24 protein-coding genes are annotated in these 26,246 nt (G+C 61.9%); 16 read left to right on the plus strand and 8 right to left on the minus strand.

The genetic code is table 11. The features are described 5' to 3' along the window. The first annotated feature begins 193 nt into the window (after positions 1-193). Genes QO034_RS05810 through QO034_RS05825 form a run of 4 tightly spaced genes read left to right on the plus strand, consistent with a single transcriptional unit; the run spans position 194 to position 4,454 of the window. Entirely contained in the window at positions 194-1,810 is a 1,617-nt protein-coding gene (locus tag QO034_RS05810; RefSeq protein ID WP_407696728.1) for a L,D-transpeptidase family protein, read from the plus strand. A gap of 32 nt (positions 1,811-1,842) precedes the next feature. Next, a complete protein-coding gene (locus tag QO034_RS05815; RefSeq protein ID WP_284484563.1) occupies positions 1,843-2,934 on the plus strand; it encodes a UDP-3-O-(3-hydroxymyristoyl)glucosamine N-acyltransferase in 1,092 nt (363 codons plus the stop codon). A gap of 34 nt (positions 2,935-2,968) precedes the next feature. Next, on the plus strand, positions 2,969-3,226 hold the full coding sequence (locus tag QO034_RS05820; protein WP_284484564.1) for an acyl carrier protein: 258 nt from the start codon (positions 2,969-2,971) through the stop codon (positions 3,224-3,226). A 19-nt stretch (positions 3,227-3,245) separates the two neighbouring features. After that, positions 3,246-4,454, plus strand: coding sequence for a beta-ketoacyl-[acyl-carrier-protein] synthase family protein (locus tag QO034_RS05825; RefSeq protein ID WP_284484565.1), 1,209 nt, complete (start codon positions 3,246-3,248; stop codon positions 4,452-4,454). A 54-nt stretch (positions 4,455-4,508) separates the two neighbouring features. On the opposite strand, the gene QO034_RS05830 is transcribed toward QO034_RS05825, so the two are convergent. Continuing rightward, on the minus strand, positions 4,509-5,162 hold the full coding sequence (locus QO034_RS05830; protein ID WP_284484566.1) for an invasion associated locus B family protein: 654 nt from the start codon (positions 5,160-5,162) through the stop codon (positions 4,509-4,511). Between the two features lie 478 nt (positions 5,163-5,640). On the opposite strand from QO034_RS05830, the gene QO034_RS05835 reads away from it, so the two are divergent. Further along, positions 5,641-7,182: a helicase HerA-like domain-containing protein gene (locus QO034_RS05835; protein WP_284484567.1), complete on the plus strand. Its 1,542-nt coding sequence runs from the start codon at positions 5,641-5,643 to the stop codon at positions 7,180-7,182. 101 nt (positions 7,183-7,283) lie between these two features. On the opposite strand, the gene QO034_RS05840 is transcribed toward QO034_RS05835, so the two are convergent. The 6 genes from QO034_RS05840 to QO034_RS05865 all read right to left on the minus strand — a co-directional run bounded on the left by QO034_RS05840 (position 7,284) and on the right by QO034_RS05865 (position 13,743). Continuing rightward, entirely contained in the window at positions 7,284-8,585 is a 1,302-nt protein-coding gene (locus tag QO034_RS05840; RefSeq protein WP_284484568.1) for a branched-chain amino acid ABC transporter permease, read from the minus strand. Beyond that, positions 8,582-9,592: a branched-chain amino acid ABC transporter permease gene (locus QO034_RS05845; RefSeq protein ID WP_284484569.1), complete on the minus strand. Its 1,011-nt coding sequence runs from the start codon at positions 9,590-9,592 to the stop codon at positions 8,582-8,584. The genes QO034_RS05840 and QO034_RS05845 overlap by 4 nt, the downstream gene beginning before the upstream one ends. 4 nt (positions 9,593-9,596) lie before the next feature. Further along, on the minus strand, positions 9,597-10,424 hold the full coding sequence (locus tag QO034_RS05850) for an ABC transporter ATP-binding protein (protein ID WP_284484570.1): 828 nt from the start codon (positions 10,422-10,424) through the stop codon (positions 9,597-9,599). Between the two features lie 82 nt (positions 10,425-10,506). Next, a complete protein-coding gene (locus QO034_RS05855) occupies positions 10,507-11,283 on the minus strand; it encodes an ABC transporter ATP-binding protein (protein WP_284484571.1) in 777 nt (258 codons plus the stop codon). 121 nt (positions 11,284-11,404) lie between these two features. Continuing rightward, positions 11,405-12,589 carry an ABC transporter substrate-binding protein gene (locus tag QO034_RS05860; protein ID WP_284484572.1) on the minus strand — a complete coding sequence of 395 codons (1,185 nt, stop codon included), beginning with the start codon at positions 12,587-12,589 and terminating at the stop codon, positions 11,405-11,407. A gap of 149 nt (positions 12,590-12,738) precedes the next feature. Next, positions 12,739-13,743 (minus strand): GlxA family transcriptional regulator, encoded by a 1,005-nt coding sequence (locus tag QO034_RS05865; protein WP_284484573.1) that lies wholly within the window; start codon positions 13,741-13,743, stop codon positions 12,739-12,741. 167 nt (positions 13,744-13,910) lie between these two features. Between QO034_RS05865 and QO034_RS05870 the strand changes: the two genes are divergently transcribed. Beyond that, positions 13,911-15,281 (plus strand): class II 3-deoxy-7-phosphoheptulonate synthase, encoded by a 1,371-nt coding sequence (locus QO034_RS05870; protein ID WP_284484574.1) that lies wholly within the window; start codon positions 13,911-13,913, stop codon positions 15,279-15,281. 49 nt (positions 15,282-15,330) lie between these two features. Here QO034_RS05870 and QO034_RS05875 read toward each other — a convergent pair whose 3' ends face one another. Then, the gene (locus QO034_RS05875) at positions 15,331-15,951 is read right to left on the minus strand and encodes a PAS domain-containing protein (protein ID WP_321169987.1); all 621 of its coding nucleotides are present in this window, start codon (positions 15,949-15,951) and stop codon (positions 15,331-15,333) included. A 314-nt stretch (positions 15,952-16,265) separates the two neighbouring features. Between QO034_RS05875 and QO034_RS05880 the strand changes: the two genes are divergently transcribed. From QO034_RS05880 to phoU, 10 genes are all read left to right on the plus strand, one after another. Then, the gene (locus tag QO034_RS05880; protein WP_284484576.1) at positions 16,266-17,156 is read left to right on the plus strand and encodes a YicC/YloC family endoribonuclease; all 891 of its coding nucleotides are present in this window, start codon (positions 16,266-16,268) and stop codon (positions 17,154-17,156) included. 19 nt (positions 17,157-17,175) lie between these two features. Beyond that, complete coding sequence (gmk, locus tag QO034_RS05885) at positions 17,176-17,817, plus strand: guanylate kinase (protein WP_284484577.1); 642 nt, start codon at positions 17,176-17,178, stop codon at positions 17,815-17,817. Beyond that, complete coding sequence (locus tag QO034_RS05890) at positions 17,814-18,338, plus strand: gamma carbonic anhydrase family protein (protein WP_284484578.1); 525 nt, start codon at positions 17,814-17,816, stop codon at positions 18,336-18,338. Before gmk ends, QO034_RS05890 begins: the two co-directional genes overlap by 4 nt. Then, complete coding sequence (locus QO034_RS05895) at positions 18,338-19,522, plus strand: trans-sulfuration enzyme family protein (protein WP_284484579.1); 1,185 nt, start codon at positions 18,338-18,340, stop codon at positions 19,520-19,522. Before QO034_RS05890 ends, QO034_RS05895 begins: the two co-directional genes overlap by 1 nt. 6 nt (positions 19,523-19,528) lie before the next feature. Further along, positions 19,529-20,575, plus strand: a complete 1,047-nt coding sequence (locus tag QO034_RS05900; protein ID WP_284484580.1) for a sensor histidine kinase — start codon at positions 19,529-19,531, stop codon at positions 20,573-20,575. Positions 20,576-20,758: 183 nt separating this feature from the next. After that, positions 20,759-21,814: a substrate-binding domain-containing protein gene (locus tag QO034_RS05905; protein ID WP_284484581.1), complete on the plus strand. Its 1,056-nt coding sequence runs from the start codon at positions 20,759-20,761 to the stop codon at positions 21,812-21,814. A gap of 79 nt (positions 21,815-21,893) precedes the next feature. Then, the gene (gene pstC / locus QO034_RS05910) at positions 21,894-23,372 is read left to right on the plus strand and encodes a phosphate ABC transporter permease subunit PstC (RefSeq protein WP_284484582.1); all 1,479 of its coding nucleotides are present in this window, start codon (positions 21,894-21,896) and stop codon (positions 23,370-23,372) included. Next, positions 23,369-24,721 carry a phosphate ABC transporter permease PstA gene (pstA, locus tag QO034_RS05915; protein ID WP_284484583.1) on the plus strand — a complete coding sequence of 451 codons (1,353 nt, stop codon included), beginning with the start codon at positions 23,369-23,371 and terminating at the stop codon, positions 24,719-24,721. The genes pstC and pstA overlap by 4 nt, the downstream gene beginning before the upstream one ends. Positions 24,722-24,743: 22 nt before the next feature. Beyond that, complete coding sequence (gene pstB, locus QO034_RS05920; protein ID WP_407696730.1) at positions 24,744-25,535, plus strand: phosphate ABC transporter ATP-binding protein PstB; 792 nt, start codon at positions 24,744-24,746, stop codon at positions 25,533-25,535. A gap of 9 nt (positions 25,536-25,544) precedes the next feature. After that, a complete protein-coding gene (gene phoU, locus QO034_RS05925; RefSeq protein WP_284484585.1) occupies positions 25,545-26,246 on the plus strand; it encodes a phosphate signaling complex protein PhoU in 702 nt (233 codons plus the stop codon).

A 26,246-nucleotide genomic window follows, 5' to 3' on the forward strand; every position in this document is an offset into this window, starting at 1 on the left:
ATCGATTTTCGGCGAATTATCGCGCAATGTCTTTTTGTTGCCACAATCCATCGGTGCCCAGCGGCGAAGTTGCATCACAAGCAAATTCAGTTGGCGGGTATTCAAAATGTGAATAGACATCCATAAGTCATTTTTTAGAGTTTGTGTTCAAGACTAACGACTTGAACATACAGACGTTTCCAGGGATTCATGCATGATCGTCAAGAATGAACGCCAATCCATCACAACGGCCTTCGTGCTGCGGGTCGCCATGGCGCTGTGCTTTGTCGTGATGGGCGGCGCGGCGCTCGCACAGGTCACAGTCTTCAAGCAGACTGTCGCCGAAGCGGCGACCGATGATGCCGATCTGGCGGCCTACTACAGATCATCCGCCTATGAACCCATCTGGACGGAGGACTCGGAAAGCCACTGGCAGCGCCGGGCGGAACTGCTGAGGGCCTTGTCGCAGGCACATCTGCACGGTCTGCCGCCGTCACGCTACGATGCCGCCGGTCTGGAGCGGGCCATGCAGGACGTTCGGACATCGCGCGATCTCGGGCTGATCGAAGTCAGGCTAAGCAAGACGTTCCTGAGATACGCGCGCGACGTTCAGACCGGCGTCCTGATTCCGTCACGGGTCGATGGCGGGATCGTTCGCGAAATTCCCTACCGGGACCGTCTGTCCTTGATCGAAGGGTTCGTGAACGCCTCTCCGCGGCAGTATCTGAATGGCCTGCCGCCCTCCAGCGCACAGTATCGGAACCTGATGAAGGAAAAACTCCGGCTCGAAAGTCTTCTGGCGCGCGGCGCCTGGGGGCCGACGGTGCCGGCCGACAGCCTCAAGCCGGGACAGAACGGCCCCGCCGTCATAGCGTTGCGCAACCGGCTCGTTGCGATGGGATTGATGCCGGTCAGCGCGAGCCCGGATTATGACGTCGCGCTCCAGAAGGCGGTGCGGGATTTTCAGTTGACACACGGTCTTGAGGCGGATGGCGTTGCAGGTGCCGTGACGCTGCAAGAGGTGAACGCATCGGTGCAGTCCCGCCTTAAATCGGTCATCGTCGCGATGGAACGCGAACGCTGGACCAACATGGATTTGGGGGATCGGCATATCGTGGTCAACCAGACGGATTTCAGCGCCAAGATCGTCGATCATGGGCGGGTCACCTTTGAAACCCGATCCGTCATCGGCAAGAACACCGGCGACCGGCGCAGTCCCGAATTCTCTGACCAGATGGAACATATGATCGTCAATCCAAGCTGGTATGTGCCGCGGTCGATCGTGACCAAGGAATACCTGCCCCAGTTGAAGAACAACCCCCATGCCGTCGGACATATCGAGATTACCGACAGTCGCGGCCGCCGCGTGGACCGATCCAGCATGGATTTCAGCCAGTTCAGCGCCCGCAGCTTTCCTTTTTCCATGCGGCAGCCGCCCAGCAAGAGCAACGCGCTCGGTCTGGTGAAGTTCATGTTTCCGAACAAGTACAACATCTATCTGCACGACACCCCGTCAAAGAACCTGTTCGAACGGGAAACCCGCGCGTTTTCACATGGCTGTATCCGGCTCGCCGACCCGTTCGACTTTGCCTACACGTTGCTTGCGGCGCAGACCGACGACCCGCAGGGGGTGTTCCAGACGGCGCTGAAGTCCGGGCGCGAAACCAAGATCGACCTGGTGACACCGGTTCCGGTTCATATCATCTACCGCACGGCGATCATGACCGAGAAAGGCAAGCCCGAATACCGCCGGGATGTCTACGGACGGGATGCCCGGATCTGGCAGGCGCTTGAAAACGCGGGGGTGGCCCTTGAAGGGTTTCAGGGGTAAATCAGACCCTGAAACGACAGATGGGCCGGAGCATGACTTTCACGATCCTTGAAATCGCAAACGCCATCGGAGCAGAATCAGCCGGGGACACGGGGTTGAGGGTGCAGCGGGCAGCCGAGCCCGCGCAGGCCGGACCGGACGATCTGGCCCTGGCCATGTCCGCGACCTATGGAGAGCAGCTTTCGCAGGGCAGGGCCCGAGCCGCCGTGGTCTGGCCGGAGGCGGACTGGCAGGCGATGGGACTTTCGGCCGCGATCTTCGCGCCGCGCCCGCGCATGGCCATGTCCGGTCTCACGTCGATGTTCGATCCGGGGCAGGGCTACGGGAGCGGAATTCACCCCTCTGCGGTCATCGATCCGTCCGCGGACCTGGCTGCGGATGTGTCTGTCGGCCCGCTCTGCGCCATCGGGGCGGGGGCGAGGATCGGCGCCGGGTCCGTCATTGGACCTCACTGCGTCATTGGCAAGGATGCGAGCCTCGGTGAGAACGCGTATCTGCGTGAAATGGTCAGCATCGGTGCGCGGGTCCAGATCGGAAACCGGTTCATTGCGCAACCCGGCGCAAGGATCGGCTCGGACGGGTTTTCATTCGTCACCCCCGAGATTTCGACGGCCGAAACCGTCCGCAAGACGATGAAGGACGGGGGGGACGCAAAGCCGCAAAGCTGGATCCGCATCCATTCGCTCGGGGCCGTGACGATCGGCGACGACGTCGAAGTCGGGGCCAACTGCACCATCGACAATGGCACGATCCGGAACACCGAGATCGGCAGCGGCACCAAGTTGGACAACCTGGTTCATGTCGGCCACAATGTCACCACCGGGACCGATTGCCTGCTGTGCGGTCTGACCGGGGTCTCCGGATCGGTCCGGATCGGCAACAACGTGATTCTGGCCGGGCAGTGCGGCGTCGTGGACAATATCTTCATTGGCGACAACGTCGTTGCGACCGGGGGCACGAAGATCCTGTCCAATGTCCCGGCAGGGCGCGTCCTGATGGGCTATCCCGCGGTCAAGATGGAAACCCAGACGGAAATCTACAAGGCGCTGCGCCGGCTGCCGCGCCTGGCCCGTGATTTTGCGTCCTTGCAAAAGATGGTTTCCAAACCGGGATCAAGCGACTAGATCAGCGCCAAGACAGCAGATCAAGAGGTCCTCCATGAGTATCCGCGACAGGGTCATTGCGATCATTGCCGAACAGGCGATGCTGGAACCGTCCGATGTCACGATGTCCAGCACCCTGGAAGATCTGGGAATCGATAGCCTTGGTCTGGTGGAAAGCATCTTCGCGATCGAGGAGGAATTCGACATCTCGATCCCGTTCAATGCGAACGATCCCGCCGAGAGCGATTTCGACATATCCGATGTCTCGACCATCGTTGAGGGCATCGAGAAACTGATCGAAGACAGGCCGTGATCCGGGCTGGCCGTTCAAGATGAAACGGGTCGTCATCACCGGCGCGGGAACCATCAATGCACTTGGGCATTCGGTTCCGGAAACCCTGCGGGCCATGCAGGACGGAAAATGCGGTATCGGAGAACTGGACTTTCGCGATGTGGACCGGCTGGCGATCCGCATCGGCGGACAGGTCCGTGGCTTTGAACCCGAAAGCCGATTCAATCGGCAGCAACTGTCGCTCTACGACCGGTTCACGCAGTTCACCCTGATCGCCGCGAAAGAAGCGATTGCCCAATCGGGGCTGGAATTCAGCGGCGCTCTGGCCGCCACTTCCGGCGTGGTGCTCGGCACCGCGGGCGGCGGGGTCAGCACCTGGGACGACAACTATCGCTCGGTCTACGAGGACGGCAAGAACAGGGTGCATCCCTTTGTCGTGCCCAAGTTGATGAACAACGCCGCCGCAAGCCATGTCAGCATGGAATACAATCTCAAGGGTCCGTCGTTCACCGTGTCCACGGCCTGCGCGTCCTCCAATCACGCGATGGCCCAGGCTTTCGCCATGGTGCGCAGCGGAATGGCCAAGGCGATGGTCACGGGCGGTTCCGAATCGATGCTGTGCTTTGGCGGGGTCAAGGCATGGGAAGGGTTGCGGGTGATGTCCAAGGACGCCTGCCGGCCTTTCAGCCTTGGGCGCAGTGGCATGGTACAGGGCGAAGGTGCCGGAGTGTTCGTGTTCGAAGACTACGACCACGCCCGCGCCCGCGGCGCGGAGATCCTTTGCGAAGTGATCGGGTTCGCCATGTCGTCGGATGCGTCCGATATCGTCATGCCGTCCAAGCAGGGCGCCGCGCGCGCCATGGCCAACGCGCTGTCGGACGCAAGGGTCAATCCCGAAGACGTGGGTTATATCAATGCGCATGGCACCGGAACGGCCGCGAACGACAAGACCGAATGCGCCGCGGTCGCTGATGTATTCGGCCGTCATGCGGACCGGCTGATGATCAGTTCGACCAAGTCGATGCATGGTCATCTGATCGGCGGCACCGGCGCTGTCGAACTCCTGGCCTGCATCATGGCGGTGCGCGATGGCGTCATCGCGCCGACCATAGGATATGAGGAACCGGATCCGGAATGCGCGCTGGACGTGGTCCCGAACACCGCCCGCGAGGCGAATGTCTCGGTCGCGGTGTCCAACGCATTTGCGTTCGGCGGTATGAACGCGGTTCTGGTGCTGCGCAAGGCATGAACGATTGCGCCGGACCATGGGCCCGGCGCAAAGTTCCGACGAAATGGCGGAAGCCTACTGTTTCAGGACGTCCACCGCGTCGAACCCGGCGGTGAATCCGGACAGGGACATGGTCAGCGCCACAACCTGATCCGGCGCCGGCGCCGGCACGATCGAAACGGTCGCCTTGCTGCCGCGCTTGAACGCGTCGACGTCTTCCTGCGTCAACCCGATCTGAGCAGCGCAGCCAAGGGGATTGCAGAAGGCGAAGTTGTAGCGCTTGCCCGGCCCGTCATCCACCGCGATGGTCAGCTGCGCGGTCAGAAGCGTTTCCAGCGGTACCAGAACGGTGGCACCCGCTACGGCCTGTCCGCCATTGTCGATCCTGAACAGCGAAACTTCCGCCACCGGATTTTCGGAATCGTCCCGCAGAATCTGCAGAAGCGAGCAGGGATCGGTTTCCCCCTCTGTCTTGATACAGGCAAGGGTCCAGTCGCCAAAGGTTTCCTTGGCGTATCTTTCACCCTGCTTTGGTCCTTCGGACACGGATTGGCCCAGATCGAGCTGGTTTGGCGTTTCCGGCGCGGTTGCCTCTGCCGCGGGAGCTTCGGCAGGCGCCTCTGCCGCGGGAGCTTCTGCAGGCGCGTCGGTCGTGGCGTCCTGCGCGAACGCGGGGGCCATCAGGGCGCACAACGCGATTGCAGCGGCGGATGTCGGAAGTCTGTACATTTGACTGTCTCTTTGTTTGTGAACTGCTGTCGCGCCCGTCTATCATGCTGCGGAAGGGGAGTCAGGCGGATAATGGCGGGCAATGGCCACTACACGCGATTTTCAAGTCAGGGATTCGGCAGGGGCTGAACGTGCCGGCGACACCGCCTGGTCGCCGAAAAAAAGGAGACCGAAAGGCCCCCTTTTTCAATCTTTTTCTCCCCGTCGGACTGGCCGACTTAGTCATTGCCTGCACGTTACGAGACGTGCGGGCGGCGGTCAACTAGAAACAGGAAAAAGATATGAGACGCGGCAGTTATCCGAAGGAATGTCCCCACGTGGCGAAAAAAGGGCCGCACCCGAGGGCGCGGCCAGTCTGACAGGGAGGAAGTGCCCGCAAGACACGGAGGCCACTGCTGCGGACACAAATATATATGGCAGGCAGAGGTTAACTTTGTATGGTCAGGGCGACACGGACACAGGGCGGGGAAACGAGCATATGAATGGCAAGGTATTCATCGGAGGCGGCGGCGTCGAATATGGCGAACCTCAGGGGCTGTCACTGAAGTATGCCAACCGCCATGGATTGGTCGCCGGGGCAACGGGAACAGGCAAAACGGTGACGTTGCAGATCCTCGCGGAAGGGTTCAGCGATGCTGGTGTTCCCGTGTTCCTGTCCGACGTCAAAGGCGATCTTTCGGGGCTGGCGGAACCGGGCTCTGCCGATCACAAGCTGAACAAGCCGTTTATGGAACGTGCGGCCAGGATCGGTTTCACCGACTACGCCTACCGCGCCTATCCGGTGACGTTCTGGGATCTGTTCGGCGAACAGGGCCATCCGGTCCGCACCACGGTCGCGGAAATGGGTCCGCTGCTGCTCGCCCGTCTGCTGGAACTGAGCGAGGCGCAGGAAGGCATCCTGAACATCGCGTTTCGCCTGTCGGACGAAGAAGGACTGCCGCTTCTGGATCTGAAGGACCTGCAATCGCTTCTGGTCTGGATCGGAGAGAACAGGGACGAACTGTCTCTGAGATACGGCAACGTCTCGACGGCTTCGATCGGCGCGATCCAGCGCCGTCTGCTGGTTCTGGAAAATCAGGGCGGCAGCCGCCTGTTCGGTGAACCGGCCCTCGCCCTGAGCGACCTGATGCGCCAGGACGGAAACGGACGCGGGCGCATCAACATCCTTGCCTCCGACAAGCTGATGGGGTCCCCGACGCTTTATGCCACGTTCCTCTTGTGGCTGCTCAGCGAACTTTTCGAGAACCTGCCCGAAGTCGGGGATCCGGACAAACCCAAGCTGGTGTTCTTTTTCGACGAGGCACATCTGTTGTTTGACGACGCTCCCAAGGCGCTGGTCGACAAGGTCGAACAGGTGGCCCGCCTGATCCGTTCAAAAGGGGTCGGGATCTATTTCATCACCCAGAACCCGGCCGACGTTCCCGAAGACATCCTCGGGCAACTGGGCAACCGTATCCAGCACGCCCTGCGGGCTTTTACCGCAAAGGACCGCAAGAACCTGGCGCTTGCCGCACAGACCTACCGCGACAATCCCCGTTTTTCGACCGAAGAGACGATCCGCGAAGTCGGCGTCGGCGAAGCCGTGACCTCCATGCTGCTGGACAAGGGTATACCCGGTATCGTCGAACGGACCCTGATCCGGCCGCCTTCGTCACAGGTCGGGCCGATCACAGCGGACAGGCGGCGCGCTCTTCTGGCGGCATCGGACATGGCCGGCAAATACGACGCGGCTCTGGATCGGGAATCCGCGTTCGAGATCCTTGCGAAACGGGCGGACGTCGCCGCCGCCGAAGCCGCCGCCGCCGAGGAAAAGGCCGAAGACCTCGCCCCGATGTTCCAGGAATTCAATGCGGCCCGCCGCTATTCGGGTAGCCGGGTGCCCCGTTCCACGTCGCGCCCCGCTAGGCAGACCGAAAATTTTGGCGAAGCGATCGCCCGGAACGTGATGAAGGAACTCTCGGGCACCACCGGACGCCGTATCGTGCGCGGTATCCTCGGAGGCCTCTTCAAAGGACGTTGAGCACTGACCGGGGAAGGCCGGTTTGCAATGCAAGAACACACGATTGCCCGAATGCCCTGGATTCGGCGCATCGATCACTTCGGACGTTTCGCCGAATTTCTCTAGCGTTCCGGTATCAACCCACGCGGACTGAACCGCAGAACCAGCAGCAGGACCACCCCCATCGTCAGGAGCCGCATATGCGCGGCACTATCCAGAAGGTGCGATTTCAACGCGCCGTCAGACATGCCGGATGTAATGACTTCCAGCACGAAAATTCCGATCGGTTCGACCTGAACCCACAGGAACCAGATCAGCATTGCGCCGAGCACCGCGCCGAAATTGTTGCCCGACCCGCCGACGATCACCATCACCCAGATCAGGAAGGTGAACCGCAGCGGCTGGTAGGTGCCGGGGGTAAGCTGGCCGTCCAGGGTTGTCATCATCGCCCCGGCGATGCCGCAGATCGCGCTTCCCAGCACGAAGACCTGCAAATGCCGGGCGGTGACGTCCTTTCCCATCGCCTCGGCGGCGGTTTCATTGTCGCGTATGGCGCGCATCATGCGGCCCCAAGGGCTCTTCAGGGCCATTTGCGCCATCCACAGCAGCATCAGGAGCACGGCCAGGAACAGCGCCGCATACTCCAGCTTCACATAGATTGTGGACGCGGTGACAGGATCCATCCCGATCCCGGTGGCGCGTTCGACGAAGGCGGGATCGTTCTGAAGGTCGATCTCGTAGGGAACCGGACGCGGAATGCCGACGACATTCTTGACGCCGCGCGTCAGCCAGTCCTCGTTCTTGAGAACCGCGATGATGATCTCGGCGATGCCCAGCGTCGCGATCGCGAGGTAGTCCGACCGCAACCCGAGGGCCGTCTTGCCGATCAGCCATGCGGCGCCGGCCGCCAAGGCGCCACCGATGGGCCAGGCCAGTATTACCGGCAGGCCGAGACCGCCAAGATAGCCTGTTGCCGCCGGGCTGACCTTTTCGATTTGCTCCACCGCCGGGTCGAGGATCGCGCGATAGACGAAAAAGCCGATCACGATCACGGCCAGAACGGCAAGACCGCGCAGCTTGCCCGGTTTCATGCGTTTCATCAGGAGCACCGCGGCCACGATCGTCGCCGCACCCAAGGCCATGGCGGTCAGAATGCCCGCCCCACCGACGGCCCAGGCTTCGGTGGTGGGCGGCATGGACACCAGAACCGCAGCCAGCCCGCCAAGCGCCACGAACCCCATCACGCCGATGTTGAACAGGCCAGCAAACCCCCATTGCAGGTTCACGCCCAGGGCCATGATCGCCGAAACCAGACCCATGTTCAGGATCAGCAAGGCTGAGTTCCAGCTTTGCAGAAACCCGGTCAGCACGATCAGAAGCCCGACGGTCGCGAACAGGGCGGTGTTTCTCACGGTCTCGCTCATAGCGCCTTCCCCTTGAAAATGCCGGTCGGGCGGAACAGCAATACGATGATCAGAATGACGAAGGAGACGGCCAGCTTGTAATCCGTGCCCAGCAGCTGCACGAGACTGTCGGGCTCGAACCTTTCAGGGACGACGTAGGTGATGACCTTTTTCCAGGCATAGGTGATCGTCACTTCCGAAAAGGCGATTATGAAGCCCCCGGCGATTGCCCCCAGGGGACTGCCGAGGCCGCCGACGATGGCGCTGGCAAAGATCGGCAGGAGAAGCTGAAAATAGGTAAAGGGCTTGAACGACTTGTCCAGGCCGTAAAGCACGCCGGCCACCGTTGCCAGAGTCGCTACGATCAGCCAGGTGTAAACGACCACGCGTTCCGGATTGATGCCCGACAGCAGCGCCAGGTCCTCGTTGTCCGAATAGGCCCGCATCGATTTGCCGGTGCGTGTGCGGTTCAGGAACCAGAACAGCAGCATAACCACCACGAACGCCGTGACCACCGTGATGCCTTGCGTGGTCTTGATCGCGAGACCCTCGTCCAGCCCGGTCATTTCCTTGAAATCCCGCGCGGATACGATGAACCGGGTTCCGTCGGCGAAATTCTGATCGTCCGGCCCGATGATGAATCGGACGAGCCCGTTCATGATGAACATGACGCCCATCGACACGATCACCAGGATGACGGGCTTGGCCTTTTGTTCACGGTAGAACCGATACACCATCCTGTCGGTCAAAAGCACCAATGCGATACAGCCGAGGATTCCGAAGGGCAGGGCGAGAAGCGCTGTTGGAAGCGGTCCGAACCCGATTCCCACCGACTGCATCCACCAGGTGACGAGAATCGTGACCATGGCGCCAAAGGCCATTGTGTCGCCATGGGCAAAGTTGGAAAACCGCAGGATGCCGTAGATCAGTGTCACGCCGAGCGCCCCGAGCGCCAGCTGGCTGCCGTAGGAAATCGCGGGGACGAGAACGAAGTTGGACAGCGCCACGATGGCGTTCAGAAGTTCCATCGGATCATCCCCCCAGAAAACTCTTGCGCACTTCCGGATCGGCGAGCAGTTCCTTGCCGGTTCCGGTATAGGCGTTGGCCCCCTGGACCAGAACATATCCCTTGTCCGCGATCTCGAGCGCCTGCCGGGCGTTCTGTTCCACCATCAGGATCGGAATGCCGGTCCGCGCCACCTCGATGATGCGGTCGAAAAGTTCATCCATCACGATCGGGCTGACCCCCGCGGTCGGCTCGTCCAGCATCAGCACCTTGGGCCGGGTCATCAGCGCCCGCCCGACGGCGACCTGCTGGCGTTGTCCGCCGCTCAGTTCCCCGGCCGCCTGGGTTCTTTTCTCCTTCAGGATCGGGAACAGGTCATAGACCTGCGCCATCGTGCCGGAAAAATCGTCGGTGCGGATGAACGCCCCCATCTCCAGGTTCTCTTCGACGGTCATCGAGGTGAAGATATTGTTGGTCTGCGGAACGAACCCCATGCCCTTGACCACGCGCGCTTGCGGCGACAGCGACGTGATGTCTTCGCCGTCCAGACGCACATGGCCCGACCGCACGTCGAGCATCCCGAACACCGCCTTCATCGCCGTGGACTTGCCGGCCCCGTTGGGTCCGACGATGACGGCAATCTCGCCCTGGTCCACGGAAATGGTGCAGCTGTGCAGAATGTCTGGCCCCTTGCCATAGCCGCCGGTCATGTTTTCGCCGATCAGGAACGGGCCGCCGGGCGCCGGGGTCGCCATCCCCCTGCGGCGTGCGCCTTCGGCTGTTCCCGAACCCTTGGGATTGGCGATCGAACGGTCCTTGTTGCCGCGATCGTCCTGGTAGGGATTGCCGCTCATCCTGCTTCCTCTTGCGAAAAATACTCCGGGGGAACTGCCCGTTCCGGGCGACAGGGTGCAAGTCCCTGGCGATCCCGACGGATCATGCCGGCACCTTGTTCTTCAGGCCGGTGCCGAGATAGGCTTCGATCACCTGTTCATTGGCCTTGATGTCGGCCAGCGTGCCTTCCGCCAGCACCCGGCCTTCGGCCATGCAGATGACCGGATCACAAAGCCGCCCGATGAAATCCATGTCATGTTCGATCACCACGAAGGTGTATCCGCGTTCCTGGTTCAGCCGCAGGATCGCGTCGCCGATTGTGTTCAACAGCGTGCGGTTCACCCCGGCGCCCACTTCGTCCAGAAACACGATCCGCGCGTCCACCATCATCGTGCGGCCAAGCTCCAGAAGTTTCTTCTGTCCGCCCGAAACCTGTCCTGCCTTGTGATCCGCCAGGTGTTCGATGGTCAGGAACTCCAGCACCTCGTCGGCCTTGGCCCGCAGTGCGCGTTCCTCATCCGCGATGCGCCTGCGCCCGAACCAGGTGTTCCAAAGCGTTTCCCCGGATTGCCCGCCCGGAACCACCATCAGGTTCTCCCGGCAGGTCATGGACGAAAATTCGTGCGCGATCTGAAAGGTGCGCAGCAGCCCCTTGTGGAACAGGTCATGCGGCGGCAGGCCGGTGATGTCTTCTCCCGCCATTGTCACACGCCCCGAAGTCGGTTGAAGAACGCCGGCAATTACGTTGAAAAGAGTGGTTTTTCCCGCGCCGTTCGGCCCGATCAGGCCGGTGATCGACCCTTCGGCGATTTTCAGCGATGCGCCATCGACGGCATGAAATCCGCCGAAATGTTTGTGCATGTCTTCGACGACGATCATGGCACTCCCCCGCCGCCTGTTCGCGGCCTTTCTTGCCCTGTGCGCCCCGCAACCGCAGGGGCCGGGAATTGCAGGCAGCCCGAACAGCTTGGTTCGGGCCGCCGCATGGTTTGCAATCGGATCAGCGGTAGCCGACCGTGACCATCTTGCCGTCCTTGAACTCGATCTCGCGATAGTTGCCGGCGCTTTCGCCGGGTCCGATCAGTTCGACTGCGGATGCGCCCACGAAATCGACATCACCGCCATCCTTCAGGATCTGCAGGGCCTTGGCCAGTTCTCCGGGCAGGATCTGTTCGCCGGGCGCGTTGGCGACGTCCATCACCTTGTCCTTGTAGACCTGCGGGTCGGTCGAACCCGCCGCCTGCATCGCCAGAAGGATCAGAGCCGCTGCATCATAGCTTTCCGGCGAAAAGGCGTTGGTCGGATTGAACCCGGCTGCTTCGCCCAGTTCGTTGAACCGCGCACCGCCGTCACTGTCGTTGCCGGGATGCTGGCCGAAGGATCCTTCGACCAGATTGCCGAAGTTGGTTTCCAGGGTTTCCGAGACCATGCCGTCCGGGAACATGAACGTGTCGAATGCGCCGGTGTCGAGCGAACCGTTGATGATCGCCGCGCCGCCCTGATCGACATATCCCGCCACGACGAGGATCTCTCCGCCTGCCGAGGCAAGTGCGCCGACTTCGGCGGAGTAGTCGGCCTTGCCGTCTTCATGCGCGGTGTTGATGGTGACGCTGCCGCCGGCCGCTTCGAAGGCCGCCTGGAAGCTGTCGGCGAGACCCTTGCCATAGTCGTTGTTGGTATAGGTCACGGCGACTTCCTTGATGCCGCGATCATTCAGGATGTCCGCCATCACCTGGCCCTGGCGGGCATCGGACGGCGAGGTGCGGAAGAACAGGCCGTTGTCCTCGATGGTGGACAGGGCCGGCGACGTGGCCGACGGGCTGATCATGACCATGCCGTTGGGAATGGCGGCGTTCTGAAGGCTGGCGGTGGTTTCGCCGGAACACATGCCGCCGACGATGCCATTGACCTTGTCCGACGTGATCAGGCGTTCCGCGGATGCGACCGCGAGGCTCGCATCGATGCAGCCGGTGTCGCCATTGACGCCCTCGATCGACGCGCCGTCCAGGAACAGGCCGGACTCGTTGACTTCGGCGATCGCCAGCTTGGCGCCTTCGGCCATGTCGGGAGCCAGCGATTCCAGCGGACCGGTGAAGCCCAGCAGGATGCCGATCTTGACATCCTGAGCCTGGGCCGCGCCCGCGATCAGGGCGGTGGCCGCTGACGCCATAAGCAGTTTCTTCATGAGTTTTCTCCCCTATTGGAACAAAATGTTCGCGCATGACCCTAGGCAAGCCAAAGGCAAAAGAAAAGTCCTTTCAGACGGCGGTTTGCGTTGCGTCATCACACTGTTTTAAACGGCGATCCGGGCAATCGGAACGCGGATTTGCGGCGTCATATGGACAGCCGCGCCGCGTGGCTTCCGCGCTCGCGATAGGGGGTGGTATCGTAATGCGCGCGATAACATTTTGAAAAATGCGACGGGCTGGCGAAACCGCAGGCCAACGCCACGTTGATCACGCTCATGTCGGTCTGCATCAGCAGATTACGCGCCTTTTGCAGGCGCAGTTCCATGTAATAGCGTTTAGGCGACCGGTTCAGGTAGCGCCGGAACAGGCGTTCCAGTTGCCGGGTCGACATCCCGACATCCCGTGCCAGGATCGACGGGCTGATCGGTTCTTCGATATTGGTTTCCATCATCTGGATGACCTGGCTCAGCTTGGGGTGCCGCACGCCGATCCGGGTCGGGACCGACAGGCGTTGCGTGTCCTGGTCCGTGCGGATGCTGGAATAGATCAGCTGGTCCGCCACCGCGTTGGCAAGGTCTTCGCCATGGGAATTGGCGATGATCTTCAGCATCAGGTCGATGGAAGAGGTTCCGCCCGCCGTCGTCATCCGGTTTCCGTCGATCACGAAAACCGATTTCGTCAGGATGACATCCTCGAACTCCTCGGCGAAGCTGTCCGCGTTCTCCCAGTGGATCGTGGCCTTGCGTCCGTCCAGCAGTCCGGCCTTGGCCAGCGAAAACGCGGCCGTGCACAAGCCGCCGATCATCAGCCCCTTGCGGGATTCACGGCGTATCCAGCCCAGGAGACGTTTGGTCGTGGCGGACTGGACGTCGATTCCACCGCAGATCAGAACCGTATCATCGCGATTCAGTTCGTCCAAATCGGCGTCCAGCTTGAACTGGGTGCCGGCCGAACAGGTGACGGTGTCGCCGCCTTCGCCAACCAGACGCCAGGAATACAGTTCCCGCCCGGCCATCCGGTTCGCGATCCGCAGGCTTTCCAGCGCGGACGCGAAGCTGAGCATGGTGAAATTGTCCAGCAGGACGAAAACGAACCGTTGCGGCTTGGCGGACTTGCTTTCCACGTCGACAACTTTGCGTTGTTCTTGCATGGTAGGATGATCCTTCGGGTCGGGCGCGGCCGCAAGCGGCCCCGCATGCGCAGGTACAACCTTGCTCAGAGCTTATCTGCGGCGTCAAGGGTCGCAAATCGGATATGGCAACCTGCGTCCGGCTTTTGTATACAGTCGGCCTGACACGCCCAACGGAGAACGATGCGATGAGTGAGTGGCAAAAAACGGACTGGCGCGAGAAGCCGCGGGTTCAGATGCCCGATTACACGGATCAAGACGCTCTGCACGCGGTAGAGGCGCAGTTGTCCAAGTATCCGCCGCTCGTCTTTGCCGGTGAAGCCCGGCGTTTGAAGAAGCATCTCGCGGCAGCCGCGCAGGGCGAAGCCTTTCTGTTGCAGGGCGGCGATTGCGCCGAAAGTTTCGAACAGTTCAGCGCCGACAGCATCCGTGACACCTTCAAGGTCATGTTGCAGATGGCGATGGTTCTGACCCATGGCGCCAAGGTGCCGGTGATCAAGGTCGGCCGCATGGCCGGACAATTCGCCAAGCCGCGCAGCGCCCCGACCGAGGTGATCGACGGGGTGGAACTGCCAAGCTACCGCGGCGACATCATCAACGAACTGGAATTCACGCCGCAGGCGCGGATTCCCGATCCGGCGAAGATGCTGCAAGCCTACACCCAGGCCGCGGCGACGCTGAACCTGTTGCGCGCGTTTTCGACAGGCGGCTACGCGGACGTCAACCAGGTGCACGCCTGGACGCTCGGGTTCACCGAAAGCAAGAAGGCCGAAGCCTACCGCGAAGTTGCCAACCGCATCAGCGACACGCTCGACTTCATGAAGGCGGCGGGCGTCACCCAGGACACGGCGCACACGCTGCAATCGGTCGAATTCTACACCAGCCACGAAAGCCTGCTGCTGGAATACGAAGAAGCCCTGACACGGCGCGATTCGACCTCGGGCAACTGGCTTGCCGGGTCCGGGCACCTGATCTGGATCGGCGACCGCACCCGTCAGCCGGACGGGGCGCATGTAGAGTTCTGCCGTGGCGTTCTCAATCCGATCGGCCTCAAGTGCGGCCCGAGCATGACCAGCGACGACCTGAAACTGCTGATGGCCAGGCTGAACCCCAAGAACGAGGCCGGCAGGCTCACGCTGATCGCGCGTTTCGGCGCGGGAAAGGTGGCCGAGAACCTGCCGCGCCTGATCAAGACGGTGCGTGAAGAGGGCGCGAACGTGGTCTGGGTCTGCGACCCGATGCACGGCAACACGATCAAGTCGTCGACCGGCTACAAGACCCGGCCGTTTGACTCGGTCCTGCGCGAGGTACGCGAGTTCTTCGGGGTCCATGCCAGCGAAGGCACGGTGCCCGGTGGCGTGCATTTCGAGATGACGGGTCAGGATGTGACCGAATGCATCGGTGGCGTTCAGGCGGTGAGTGAAGAGGACCTGTCAGACCGTTACCACACGGCCTGCGATCCGCGCTTGAACGCCAGCCAGTCGCTGGAACTGGCGTTCCTGGTCGCGGAAGAACTGTCGAACCTGCGTGCGGCGCGCGTGAACCGCGCCGCAGGATAGCACGCATTTGCGATCAGGCCGATGAGAGCTGGCCTGATCGCACTTCTGTTTATCGTTCGTCGGTCTTGACCAGACGCAGATAGGGCGCTTTTCCGCTGAGCGCGGTCTGGGCCTCGGCAAAGCCTTCGGCTGCATGGGCCACGATCTGCGGTCTAGGCGACGCGGTGTTCAGGTTGCACAGGGAGGTTCTGGTCACGTCAAAGCGGCGGGGCTGCCGGCCGAAATCACCGTCCGCGACCAGAACGCCCAGGATGCGCGTCGTGGCGCCCGTATCGCTTTTCAGCGGCAACAGGATCATGCGGGCCTCGCAGGAACCGCGCAGGTTTTGCCGTTCGCCTGCCAGCGTCACTTCGGCGATGGCGGGCGTGTCGAAAACATGTTCCAGCGTCGCGCTGATCTGGTTTCGGGCAGAGGCCGTGAACATTGCCGTCAGCGGCATGCCGCGCACTTCCATGCCCGCCAACGCGCAAAGATGCTGTCCGGCCAGCCGGAAGCGGGCGATACCGGGCGCAACCCGTTCCAGAATGAATGCGTATTCCAGAACCTTGTCCAGCCCGCGCGGGTCGATCTGAGACCGGAACGGGATGTCGGTGCCGGATCTCAGCGCCATCCAGTATGCTTCCGCCTGCTGGATCGGAGAAAGCCCCGCGCCGCTGCGAAATCTGTCCATCGCTACAACCTTTCCGGAATCGAACGGACGTAGAATACTGATCATGTTGCTGTCTCTCACAATGCGCCCACCACATTCGCAAGTGTTTTGCCACCTGGCAAAATCACTCATTAGGGCTTGCTTCATAATGGTTACCTTAATGTTAACTTGGCACATTTTTCGACATTTTGAAGCGTTAGTTTAGCAGTTGGTTAATGTTTGCTGGCGTTTTGAGCGGATGGGCGGGCAATGGCCGGGGCTTGCCCTGCGCCGGTCAATGGCATTAGGTGCGACGCAGAAAAACGCGAAACGAACGGACCGGACAGGACCCGCCCATGATCACATCCATGACCGGCATCGCTTCGGCCAAGGGCGATGCCGCCCGTTATTCCTGGACCTGGGATCTTCGGAGCGTCAACGGCAAGGGGCTGGACCTGCGCATCCGCGTCCCGGACTGGCTCGACGGGCTGGAGGCGTATCTGCGGGCGGACCTGTCCAAGGCGATCGCGCGCGGCAACGTCACCTTGTCGCTCAGGATGACAAGGGGCGAGGATGCAGGCGGTCTGGTTCTCAACGCCGCCGCACTGAACACGGTCCTGGACGCATTGGCGCAGGTAGAAGCGGATGCGATGGACCGTGGCCTGACCTTGGGGCCGTCCAGGGCGAGCGACCTGCTTTCGGTGCGTGGCGTGCTGGAAACCGGCGGTGCCGAGGAAGACACCGCGCCGCTGGTCAATCAGCTTCGGGCCGAGTTCAACGATCTGAAGAAATCTTTTGTCGCGATGCGCCTGTCGGAAGGACAGGCGCTGTCCGCCGTGCTGTCCGAACAGCTCGACCGGATCGAAACCCTGACTGCGCAGGCCGCGGACCTGGCCGAGGCGCGCAAGGACGCCGTGGCGGAAACGCTGAAGGCCAATCTCGCACGGGTGCTTGACAACGCGGAAGGCGCCGATCCGGCGCGGGTTGCGCAGGAACTGGCCATGCTGGCCGTCAAGTCGGATGTGACAGAGGAGATCGACCGGCTGGTCGTCCATGTCGCCGCCGCCCGCGACCTGATCGCCAAGGGTGGCACGGTCGGACGCAAGCTGGATTTCCTGATGCAGGAGTTCAACCGCGAGGCCAACACGCTCTGTTCGAAATCGCAGTCGGCGGGATTGACCGCCGTCGGGCTCGACCTGAAAGCCGTGATCGACCAGATGCGCGAGCAGGTCCAGAACGTCGAATGATCCGGAAAGGAACAGAACGATGACGCAGCGCCGCGGACTCCTGATCATCCTGTCCTCTCCGTCGGGCGCGGGGAAATCCACCCTGGCGCGGCGGCTGCGCGACTGGGACCCGTCGATCGTTTTCTCGGTCAGCGCAACGACCCGTTCGCCCCGGCCCGGCGAAACCGACGGGGTGGACTATATCTTTACGTCCGAATCCGACTTCAAGGCGCAGGTGGCGGCGGGCGACATGCTGGAACACGCCCATGTCTTTGGCAATTTCTACGGGTCTCCGCGCGGCCCGGTGCAGGACGCGATAGACGCCGGCAAGGACGTGCTTTTTGACATCGACTGGCAGGGCGCGCAGCAGATCCGCAACTCCGCGCTCGGTCAGAATACGCTGTCGATCTTCCTGTTGCCGCCGTCGATCGCCGAACTGCGCCGCCGCCTGGAAGGCCGCAGGCAGGACGACGCCGCCACCATCGCGCGCCGGATGCAGAAAAGCTGGGACGAGATCAGCCACTGGGACGGTTACGATTTCGTTCTCGTCAACGACGATCTTGACGCCACCGAAGAGCGGCTGAAAACCATCGTCACCGCCACCCGTCTGCGCCGCAGCCAGCAACCCGGTCTGACCGGACATGTCCGCAGCCTTCAGGCCGAATTCGAGGAAAGAAAATGACCGTCTATATGCTCGGAGATGCGTCTCCTGACCTGCACCCCGACACATGGATTGCCCCCGATGCCAACCTGATCGGCAAGGTAGTTCTGGAAGAAGGCGCCAGCATCTGGTTCGGGTCCACCCTGCGCGGGGACAACGAGGAAATCCGGATCGGGGCGGGCAGCAACGTGCAGGAAAACTGCGTGATGCATACGGACATGGGCTTTCCGTTGACCGTGGGAACCAATTGCACCATCGGGCACAAGGTCATGCTGCATGGCTGCACCGTCGGCGACAATTCGCTGATCGGCATGGGTGCCACGATTCTGAACGGGGCGCGCATCGGCCGAAACTGCCTGATCGGGGCGGGGGCGCTGATCACCGAAGGCAAGGTCATCCCGGACGGCAGTCTTGTCATGGGCGCGCCGGGCAAGGTCGTGCGCATTCTGGACGATACCGCGATCAAGGGGATGACCGCCGCGGCATTACATTATCAGGACAACATGCGCAGGTTTCGCGAACAACTGAAAAAGGTTCAATGATGCGAAATTCGAAAGGGTCCCTGATCCGTCCGACGTCGCTGCCCGAAAGCGCGAGCCGTCCGGTCGTGACGCCGCTGTCTCCTTCGGTCGTCTACGCCAGCGAAACGCCGGATGCGCTGGATGCCCAGTATGAAGGCCGCGTTCACGGTTACACCTATTCCCGCGAGGGCCATCCGAACGCCGATGTGGTCGCGGCCCGTCTGGATGCGATGGAGGGCATGCCGGGCGGTGTTGTCACCGCGTCGGGCATGGCGGCGGTGTCCGCTGTTCTGCTCGGGCTGCTCAAGACCGGAGACCATGTGATCGGCGGCAAGCAGCTTTACGGGCGGTCGCTGCGCCTGATGGCCGAAGACCTGCCGCGGCTCGGCATCAGGACCTCTCTGGCCGATCCCGGAAACGTGGACGCGGTGCGCGCGGAGATCCGCCCCGACACCCGCCTGCTGCTTGTCGAAGCCGTGTCCAACCCGACGCTGAACGTCGCGGATATCCACGGGCTGGCGGCGCTGTGCAAGGAACACGGGCTCTTGCTGGCGGTGGACAACACCTTTACCACCCCGCGCGGGTTCAGACCGTTCGACCACGGCGCAGATATCGTCATTCATTCGATCACCAAGCTGCTCGCCGGCCATTCCGACGTGATGCTCGGCTATGTGGTCGCCAGGGATCCCGCGCTGAACGAAAGACTGCGCGTTTTCAACGTCACAACCGGACTGACGCCAAGCCCGTTCGACTGCTGGCTGGCCGAACGCGGGATGTTGTCGTTTGAATTGCGTTTTGACAGGGCACAGCAGACGGCGGCGGCGCTCGCGGATCATCTCGCGGCCCTGCCGGGGGTGGCGCGGGTCATCTATCCGATGCGAACGGACCATCCCGACCACGACCGCGCGGTGGCGCTGCTTGGGGCGCGGGGCTGCAACATGGTCAGTTTCGAACTGAACGGCGGCAGGGCGGCGGCAAACGCTTTCACGCGCGCCGCCGACGGCCTTAGCTTTGCGCCGACGCTGGGCGATGTCGGCACGACGCTGTCGCATCCCGCTTCGTCCTCGCACCGCGCCCTCACGCCGGAAAACCGGGAAGCCCTGGGCCTGCGCGAAGGGTTCTTTCGCGTTTCCGTGGGGCTGGAGGACGCGGATACGCTGAAGCGGGTATTCTCCGACGCCGTCGCCGCCGCGATGGCGGGGTAGGCCGGAATGCCCTCCGTCGTGGTCCACAGTGTGCTGGAAGCCGTTCCGTTGCCCGCGCTGATGGTCGATCAGGAGGAATGGATCATCGCCGCCAATGCTGAAGCAAAACGCCTGCTCGGCGATGCCATCGTCGGCAGGCACTATGCCAACGTGCTGCGGCAGCCGCTCATGATCGAAGCGATCGAATCGACCTTGCGGGACAGGCAGGAGCACCTGGCCCGCCACATGATCAAGGAGGGTGCGCAAACGGCGCCCCTTGACGTGACCTGCCGCTATATCGACGGCGTCACGAACGACGGCAAGGGTGCGGCCATGATCAGCTTTCAGGACCGGGCGGACATGGAACAGGCCGGCCAGATGCGGCGCGATTTCGTGGCCAATGTCAGCCACGAACTGCGCACCCCGCTGACAGCGCTGATCGGATTCATCGAAACGCTGCGCGGCGCGGCGCGGGACGATGCTGCCGCGCGGGACCGGTTTCTCGGCATCATGGAGCGGGAGGCCGGGCGGATGAACCGGCTGGTCGGGGATCTGCTGTCGCTCAGCCGCGTCGAATCGGCAGAGCGCGTTCGCCCGACCAAGAAGGTCGACATCGCTGGCATCCTGAAATCCACCATGTCCTCCCTGACGCCGCTGGCGGACACGAATGGCGCCGTTCTGGAACTGGATGCGCCGAGCGGACCGCTGCCGATCTCGGGCGATGACGACCAGTTGCGCCAGGTTTTCACCAACCTGATCGAGAACGCGATCAAATACGGGGGCGAAAACAACCGGACGACGATCGAACTGCGCGTGGTTGAGCGCGATTCGGAATTGCGCGTTCCGGCGGTTCAGGTGCAGGTGATCGACCGGGGATCGGGAATCGACCCGGTCCATCTGCCGCGCCTGACGGAACGATTCTACCGGGTGGACAATCACCGAAGCCGCCAACTCGGTGGAACCGGCCTGGGGTTGGCCATCGTCAAGCACATCGTGAATCGCCACCGGGGACGGTTCCGGGTCGACAGCGTATTGGGCAAAGGCACAACCTGCACGGTGGTTTTGCCGCAGTAGCAGACCTTTGCGAGCCGGGATCGGCCCGGCGCGGATTGCGCGCGGTTTCGATGCGATCCATTTTATCGCGCTTTGTCATGAAACTGTTACCGGGGTGTCACAAAAGGCATACGCAGACCACCTAGGTGGGGCGCGAGGTCATCATGGGGGTGGCCGCTCGTTCATGTCCTTTAGGAGACATTCATGTCCATCTTGAAACTGACTGCTTCCACTCTGGCCGTCGCGTCTTTCTGTGCAACCACCGCTGCCGCCCGCGATCAGGTCCAGGTGGCCGGGTCTTCGACGGTGCTGCCATATGCGTCGATCGTTGCCGAAGCCTTTGGCGAGAACTTCGACTTCCCGACGCCGGTCGTGGAATCGGGCGGGTCGTCCGCCGGCCTGAAACGCTTCTGCGAAGGTCTCGGCGAAAACACCATCGATATCGCCAATGCCTCGCGTCAGATCCGCGACAAGGAAATCCAGGTCTGCGCAGAGAACGGCGTGACGGATATCATCGAAGTCCGCATCGGCTATGACGGCATCGTCTTTGCCAGCGACATCAACGGCAATTCCTTCGAATTCACCCCGGTCCAGTGGTATCGCGCGATTTCCCGCCAGGTGGTCGTCGACGGCGCTTTGGTCGACAACCCGTATACCATGTGGAATGAAGTCGATCCGGCCCTGCCGGCCCAGGCGATCCAGACCTATGTGCCGGGAACCAAGCACGGCACCCGCGAAGTCTTCGAGGAAAAGGTGATCCTTGCGGGGTGCGAAGAATCCGGCGACTTCGAAGCCTATCTGGCGGCTGCCAAGGGCGAAGACGACAAGTCCAGAAAGGGCGCGGCCGAGAAAGCCTGCATCGAACTGCGCACCGACGGGAAGTCCGTGGACATCGATGGCGATTACACCGAAACCCTGGCCCGCATCGACAGCAACAAGGACGGCATCGGCGTCTTCGGCCTGGCCTTCTATGAGAACAACACCGACAAGCTTCAGGTTGCGGCCATGTCCGGCGTGATGCCGAGCACGGACTCGATCTCTTCCGGCGAATACCCGGTGTCCCGCCCCTTGTTCTTCTACGTCAAGAAGGCGCATATCGGCGTCATTCCCGGTCTGAAGGAATTCGCCGAATTCTTCGTGGCGGATGAGATCGCGGGTCCCGACGGTCCGCTTTCCGAATACGGTCTGGTTTCGGATCCGGAACTGAGCGACACGCAAGCCATCGTTGCCGACGAAAAGACGCTCGGCGGAAGCTCCTGACCGTCCCCGTTCGATCATGGACGGAGCATCGCGGTGCTCCGTCCGTTTCTTTACCCACCAAACATATCGGTAACGCCCCATGCCATTTCACTGGCTCATTCTCATCCTGATCGCCCTCGGGGCGGCGGGCTACCTTGCGGGCCGGAAGCGGGCGCTCGCCTCAGCTGACGGAGACGTGCGCCAATTGCATTCGTTGCCGGCCTACTATGGCTGGAATGTGGTGATTTCGACGCTGGTTCCCGCTCTGGGCGCTCTGGTGCTTTGGCTGGTCCTGCAACCGCTTCTGATCGAGAACCGCGTGTCCAACCTGCTGCCGCAGGAACTGATCCCCGAAGGATCGAGCGCCGGCCTCGTCATGAGCGACGTTCGCCGCCTGGCCACCGGGCTGGACAAGGCTGTGGCCGAAAATGTCCTGACGGCGCAACAGGCCAACAGCATGCGGCCCGAACTGTCCGATATCCGCGCCCGTCTCGGGGAGGTCGGCGTCGCGCTGGGGTCGGACGTGCGCCCGGAAGTCATGCGCGCCGCACAAGCCTACCGGCGGGCCACTGCCTCCGGAACGCGCCTGATGGGTTTTTGCGTCCTCGGGCTTGCAATCATCGGACTGGTCCTGTCCGTCAGCCGGACGTCGCGGGACTTCTGGGCCCGCAATGCGGTCGAACGCGCGGTCATGGCCTTGCTGATCGCGGCAGCCTCGATCGCGATCCTGACCACGCTGGGCATCGTCCTGTCGATGCTGTTTGAAACGCGCAACTTCTTTTCGTTGCATTCCTGGACCGACTTTTTCTTTGGCACCACATGGGCGCCGAACTTCCGGGGCGACAGCGAACTGTCGATCCTGCCCTTGCTTTGGGGCACCCTCTATATCTCTTTCATTGCTCTCGCGGTGGCGGTGCCGATCGGGCTTTTCGCTGCGATCTACCTGTCGGAATATGCCGGAAAGGCCACGCGATCCTTCGCCAAGCCGCTTCTGGAAATTCTCGCGGGCATCCCGACCATCGTCTACGGCCTGTTCGCCTTGTTGACAGTCGGACCGATGCTGGTGAATTTCTTCGGCCGTGGCAGCGACGGGGTTCTTGGCGTGGACTGGATGGCGGGCGCCACATCTGTGCTGACCGCCGGAGTCGTGATGGGCATCATGCTCATCCCCTTCGTGTCTTCCCTGAGCGACGATATCATCTCCGCGGTGCCGCAATCCCTGCGCGACGGGTCTTTCGGTCTGGGCGCGACCCGGTCCGAAACCATCCGCCAGGTGGTCCTGCCCGCGGCCTTGCCGGGGATCGTCGGCGCCATTCTTCTCGCCGCCAGCCGCGCCATCGGTGAAACGATGATCGTCGTCATGGGGGCAGGGGCCATCGCCAAGTTTTCCCTCAACCCGCTGGAATCGATGACGACCATTACAACCCGGATCGTCAGCCAACTGACCGGGGACACGGATTTCGCCAGTCCGGAAACGCTGGTGGCCTTCGCGCTTGGACTGACGCTGTTCGTCCTGACACTGGGGCTGAACATTCTGGCGCTGTATATCGTGCGCAGATACCGGGAGCAGTACGAATGACCCACGCAACCGATCCGGCCTTGCCCGTATCCACAGAAAACGGGTCGCTGCTTCGGCAGGACGCCCGCACGCGCCGCCGCAATGCCGCCGAAACCCGGTTCAAGCTTTATGGCGTGATCGCGATCTCGATCGGATTGCTGATGCTGGTCACACTGGTCACCACGATCGTGAGCAACGGGTCCGGCGCGTTTCGGCAAAGCTTCGTGACGCTGGATGTCGAACTTCTCGAAAGCAAGCTCGACAAGACCGGCGATCGGGACCTTGAGCAGATCAAGAAAGTGTCGACCTTCGGTTACGCTCCGCTGATCAACGGGGCCTTCGAGACACTGGCGGCCGAACAGGGCGTGGAGACAGCGCTTTCGGCGAAGGAGATGGGCGAAATCCTGTCCAAGGATGCCGCCGCCCAGCTTCGCGACTATGTTCTGGCCAATCCGGACAGGATCGGAACCACCGCGGAGTTCACCTTTCTGGCCAATAGCCGCGTGGATGGCTACATGAAGGGCCGGGTCAGCCGCGACAGCATCCAGAACGACAAGAACATTTCCGTGGAGCAGCTCGATTTCGTCGACCAGTTGGTGAACCTCGGCCTGATCGAAAAGAAATTCAACCCGGCGTTCATTCTGGGCGCGGATGCGTCGGACCAGCGGCCCGAGGCGGCCGGGTTCGGGGTCTCGATGATCGGGTCGCTGTTCATGATGCTGGTTGTTCTGGTGCTGTCGCTGCCGATCGGAGTCGCCGCCAGCATCTATCTGGAGGAATTCGCCCCGAAGACTTGGTGGACGGATGTCATCGAAGTCAACATCAGCAATCTCGCGGCCGTCCCGTCCATCGTTTTCGGTATTCTCGGGTTGGCGGTGTTCATCAACACGATGCATCTCCCGATGTCGGCGCCGCTGGTGGGCGGAATGGTCCTGACGCTCATGACCCTGCCGACGATCATCATCTCTACCCGGGCGGCGCTGAAGGCGGTGCCGCCGTCGATCCGCGATGCCGCCCTTGGCATCGGCGCATCCAGGATGCAGTCCGTCTTTCATCATGTCCTGCCTTTGGCGGCGCCCGGAATCCTGACCGGCACCATCATCGGCCTGGCGCAGGCGCTGGGAGAAACCGCGCCGCTGCTGTTGATCGGCATGGTCGGCTTTGTTGCATCCAATGCGCCTGATGGTATCGTGGCGGGGCTGCTGGACCCCAACTCCGCGATGCCGGCACAGATCTACGAATGGGCAAAACGCGCCGATCCCGCTTTCTATGAACGCGCCTGGGGAGGCATCATCATCCTGTTGGTCTTTCTCGTCGCCATGAACACGATCGCCGTGATCTTGCGCCGCCGCTTTGAACGCCGTTGGTAAGGAAATGGAAGAAATGAACGATATGTCCCGGCTTGCCGGCTCTGCCATCGATGTGGAGACGCCCAAGATCTTGGCCCGCAACGTGAACGTGTTTTATGGCGACACCCATGCCATCCGGGATGTGAACGTCGATATCGCCAACAACACGGTTACGGCGTTCATCGGCCCATCCGGCTGCGGGAAATCGACTTTCCTGCGCTGTCTCAACCGGATGAACGACACCATCGACAGCTGTCGTGTCACCGGCTCCATGCGGCTGGACGGCGAAGACATCTACGACAAGCGCGTCGATCCGGTGCAATTGCGCGCGAAGGTCGGAATGGTGTTCCAGAAGCCCAACCCCTTTCCGAAGTCGATCTTTGACAATGTCGCCTATGGCCCCAAGATCCACGGTCTGGCCCGCTCGAAGTCCGACCTCGAAGAGATCGTGGAACGGGCATTGCGGCGGGGCGCACTCTGGGACGAGGTGAAGGACCGCCTTCATGCGCCCGGCACTGGGCTGTCCGGCGGGCAGCAACAGCGGCTCTGTATCGCGCGCGCCGTGGCCACGGAACCCGAAGTCCTGCTGATGGACGAACCTTGCAGCGCGCTCGACCCGATCGCGACGGCGCAGGTCGAGGAACTGATCGATGAGCTGAGACGGAATTTTTCGGTCGTCATCGTGACTCATTCCATGCAGCAGGCGGCCCGGGTCAGCCAGAACACCGCCTTCTTCCACCTTGGCCAACTGGTGGAATTCGGCGAGACGGGACAAATCTTCACCAATCCGGAAGACCCGCGCACGGAAAGTTACATCACTGGACGGATCGGTTAGGGGAAAGCCATGCAGGAACAGCACATTGCCTCGGCGTTCGACCGGGACCTGGAAACGATGCAGGCCCATATCATGAAGATGGGCGGGCTGGTCGAGGCCGCGATCATGAAGGCCGCCCGGTCGCTGGAAACGCGTGACCAGGAAATGGCCGAGCAGGTCCGCAACAACGACAAGGCCATAGACGCGCTCGAAGATCTGATCAACGAAGAGACCGCGCGTGTCATCGCCAGGCGGTCGCCCGCGGCGACGGATCTGCGGCTCGTGCTGTCGGTCATCAAGATCAGCGGCAATCTCGAACGGATCGGGGATTACGCCAAGAACCTGGCAAAGCGCACGACGGTTCTTTCGCAGATTCCGCCGGTCGACGACAGTTCCTCGGCCCTGCGCCGGATGGCGCAGGAAGTCGAGCGCATGCTCAAGGACGCGCTCGACGCCTATGTCCAGCGCGATGTCGAACTGGCTGAAAATGTCATCGCGCGCGATCTGGATGTCGATCAGATGTACAATGCCCTGTTCCGGGAACTCCTGACCTTCATGATGGAAGATGCCCGCAACATCACACCCTGCATGCATCTGCATTTCATCGCCAAGAATATCGAGCGCATGGGCGACCACGTGACATCCATTGCCGAACAGGTCGTGTACCTCGTGACCGGCGACCGTCCCGACGAATTCCGGCCCAAGGCGGACACGACCTCTCTGGAACTGTAG

It is taken from the genome of Sedimentitalea xiamensis (assembly GCF_030164465.1).
Lineage (GTDB): Bacteria > Pseudomonadota > Alphaproteobacteria > Rhodobacterales > Rhodobacteraceae > Sedimentitalea > Sedimentitalea xiamensis.

Bases quoted from the DNA above. Each gene is read 5' to 3' on its own strand.
- QO034_RS05880 (WP_284484576.1), top strand. From the start codon at position 16,266: ATGATCACATCCATGACCGGCATCGCTTCGGCCAAGGGCGATGCCGCC.
- QO034_RS05810 (WP_407696728.1), top strand. From the start codon at position 194: ATGATCGTCAAGAATGAACGCCAATCCATCACAACGGCCTTCGTGCTG.
- QO034_RS05835 (WP_284484567.1), top strand. From the start codon at position 5,641: ATGAATGGCAAGGTATTCATCGGAGGCGGCGGCGTCGAATATGGCGAA.
- QO034_RS05890 (WP_284484578.1), top strand. From the start codon at position 17,814: ATGACCGTCTATATGCTCGGAGATGCGTCTCCTGACCTGCACCCCGAC.
- pstB (WP_407696730.1), top strand. From the start codon at position 24,744: ATGTCCCGGCTTGCCGGCTCTGCCATCGATGTGGAGACGCCCAAGATC.
- gmk (WP_284484577.1), top strand. From the start codon at position 17,176: ATGACGCAGCGCCGCGGACTCCTGATCATCCTGTCCTCTCCGTCGGGC.
- QO034_RS05820 (WP_284484564.1), top strand. From the start codon at position 2,969: ATGAGTATCCGCGACAGGGTCATTGCGATCATTGCCGAACAGGCGATG.
- QO034_RS05815 (WP_284484563.1), top strand. From the start codon at position 1,843: ATGACTTTCACGATCCTTGAAATCGCAAACGCCATCGGAGCAGAATCA.
- pstC (WP_284484582.1), top strand. From the start codon at position 21,894: ATGCCATTTCACTGGCTCATTCTCATCCTGATCGCCCTCGGGGCGGCG.
- pstA (WP_284484583.1), top strand. From the start codon at position 23,369: ATGACCCACGCAACCGATCCGGCCTTGCCCGTATCCACAGAAAACGGG.
- QO034_RS05870 (WP_284484574.1), top strand. From the start codon at position 13,911: ATGAGTGAGTGGCAAAAAACGGACTGGCGCGAGAAGCCGCGGGTTCAG.
- QO034_RS05845 (WP_284484569.1), bottom strand. From the start codon at position 9,592: ATGGAACTTCTGAACGCCATCGTGGCGCTGTCCAACTTCGTTCTCGTC.
- QO034_RS05905 (WP_284484581.1), top strand. From the start codon at position 20,759: ATGTCCATCTTGAAACTGACTGCTTCCACTCTGGCCGTCGCGTCTTTC.
- QO034_RS05860 (WP_284484572.1), bottom strand. From the start codon at position 12,589: ATGAAGAAACTGCTTATGGCGTCAGCGGCCACCGCCCTGATCGCGGGC.
- QO034_RS05825 (WP_284484565.1), top strand. From the start codon at position 3,246: ATGAAACGGGTCGTCATCACCGGCGCGGGAACCATCAATGCACTTGGG.
- phoU (WP_284484585.1), top strand. From the start codon at position 25,545: ATGCAGGAACAGCACATTGCCTCGGCGTTCGACCGGGACCTGGAAACG.
- QO034_RS05855 (WP_284484571.1), bottom strand. From the start codon at position 11,283: ATGATCGTCGTCGAAGACATGCACAAACATTTCGGCGGATTTCATGCC.
- QO034_RS05900 (WP_284484580.1), top strand. From the start codon at position 19,529: ATGCCCTCCGTCGTGGTCCACAGTGTGCTGGAAGCCGTTCCGTTGCCC.
- QO034_RS05865 (WP_284484573.1), bottom strand. From the start codon at position 13,743: ATGCAAGAACAACGCAAAGTTGTCGACGTGGAAAGCAAGTCCGCCAAG.
- QO034_RS05830 (WP_284484566.1), bottom strand. From the start codon at position 5,162: ATGTACAGACTTCCGACATCCGCCGCTGCAATCGCGTTGTGCGCCCTG.
- QO034_RS05840 (WP_284484568.1), bottom strand. From the start codon at position 8,585: ATGAGCGAGACCGTGAGAAACACCGCCCTGTTCGCGACCGTCGGGCTT.
- QO034_RS05895 (WP_284484579.1), top strand. From the start codon at position 18,338: ATGCGAAATTCGAAAGGGTCCCTGATCCGTCCGACGTCGCTGCCCGAA.
- QO034_RS05850 (WP_284484570.1), bottom strand. From the start codon at position 10,424: ATGAGCGGCAATCCCTACCAGGACGATCGCGGCAACAAGGACCGTTCG.
- QO034_RS05875 (WP_321169987.1), bottom strand. From the start codon at position 15,951: ATGGACAGATTTCGCAGCGGCGCGGGGCTTTCTCCGATCCAGCAGGCG.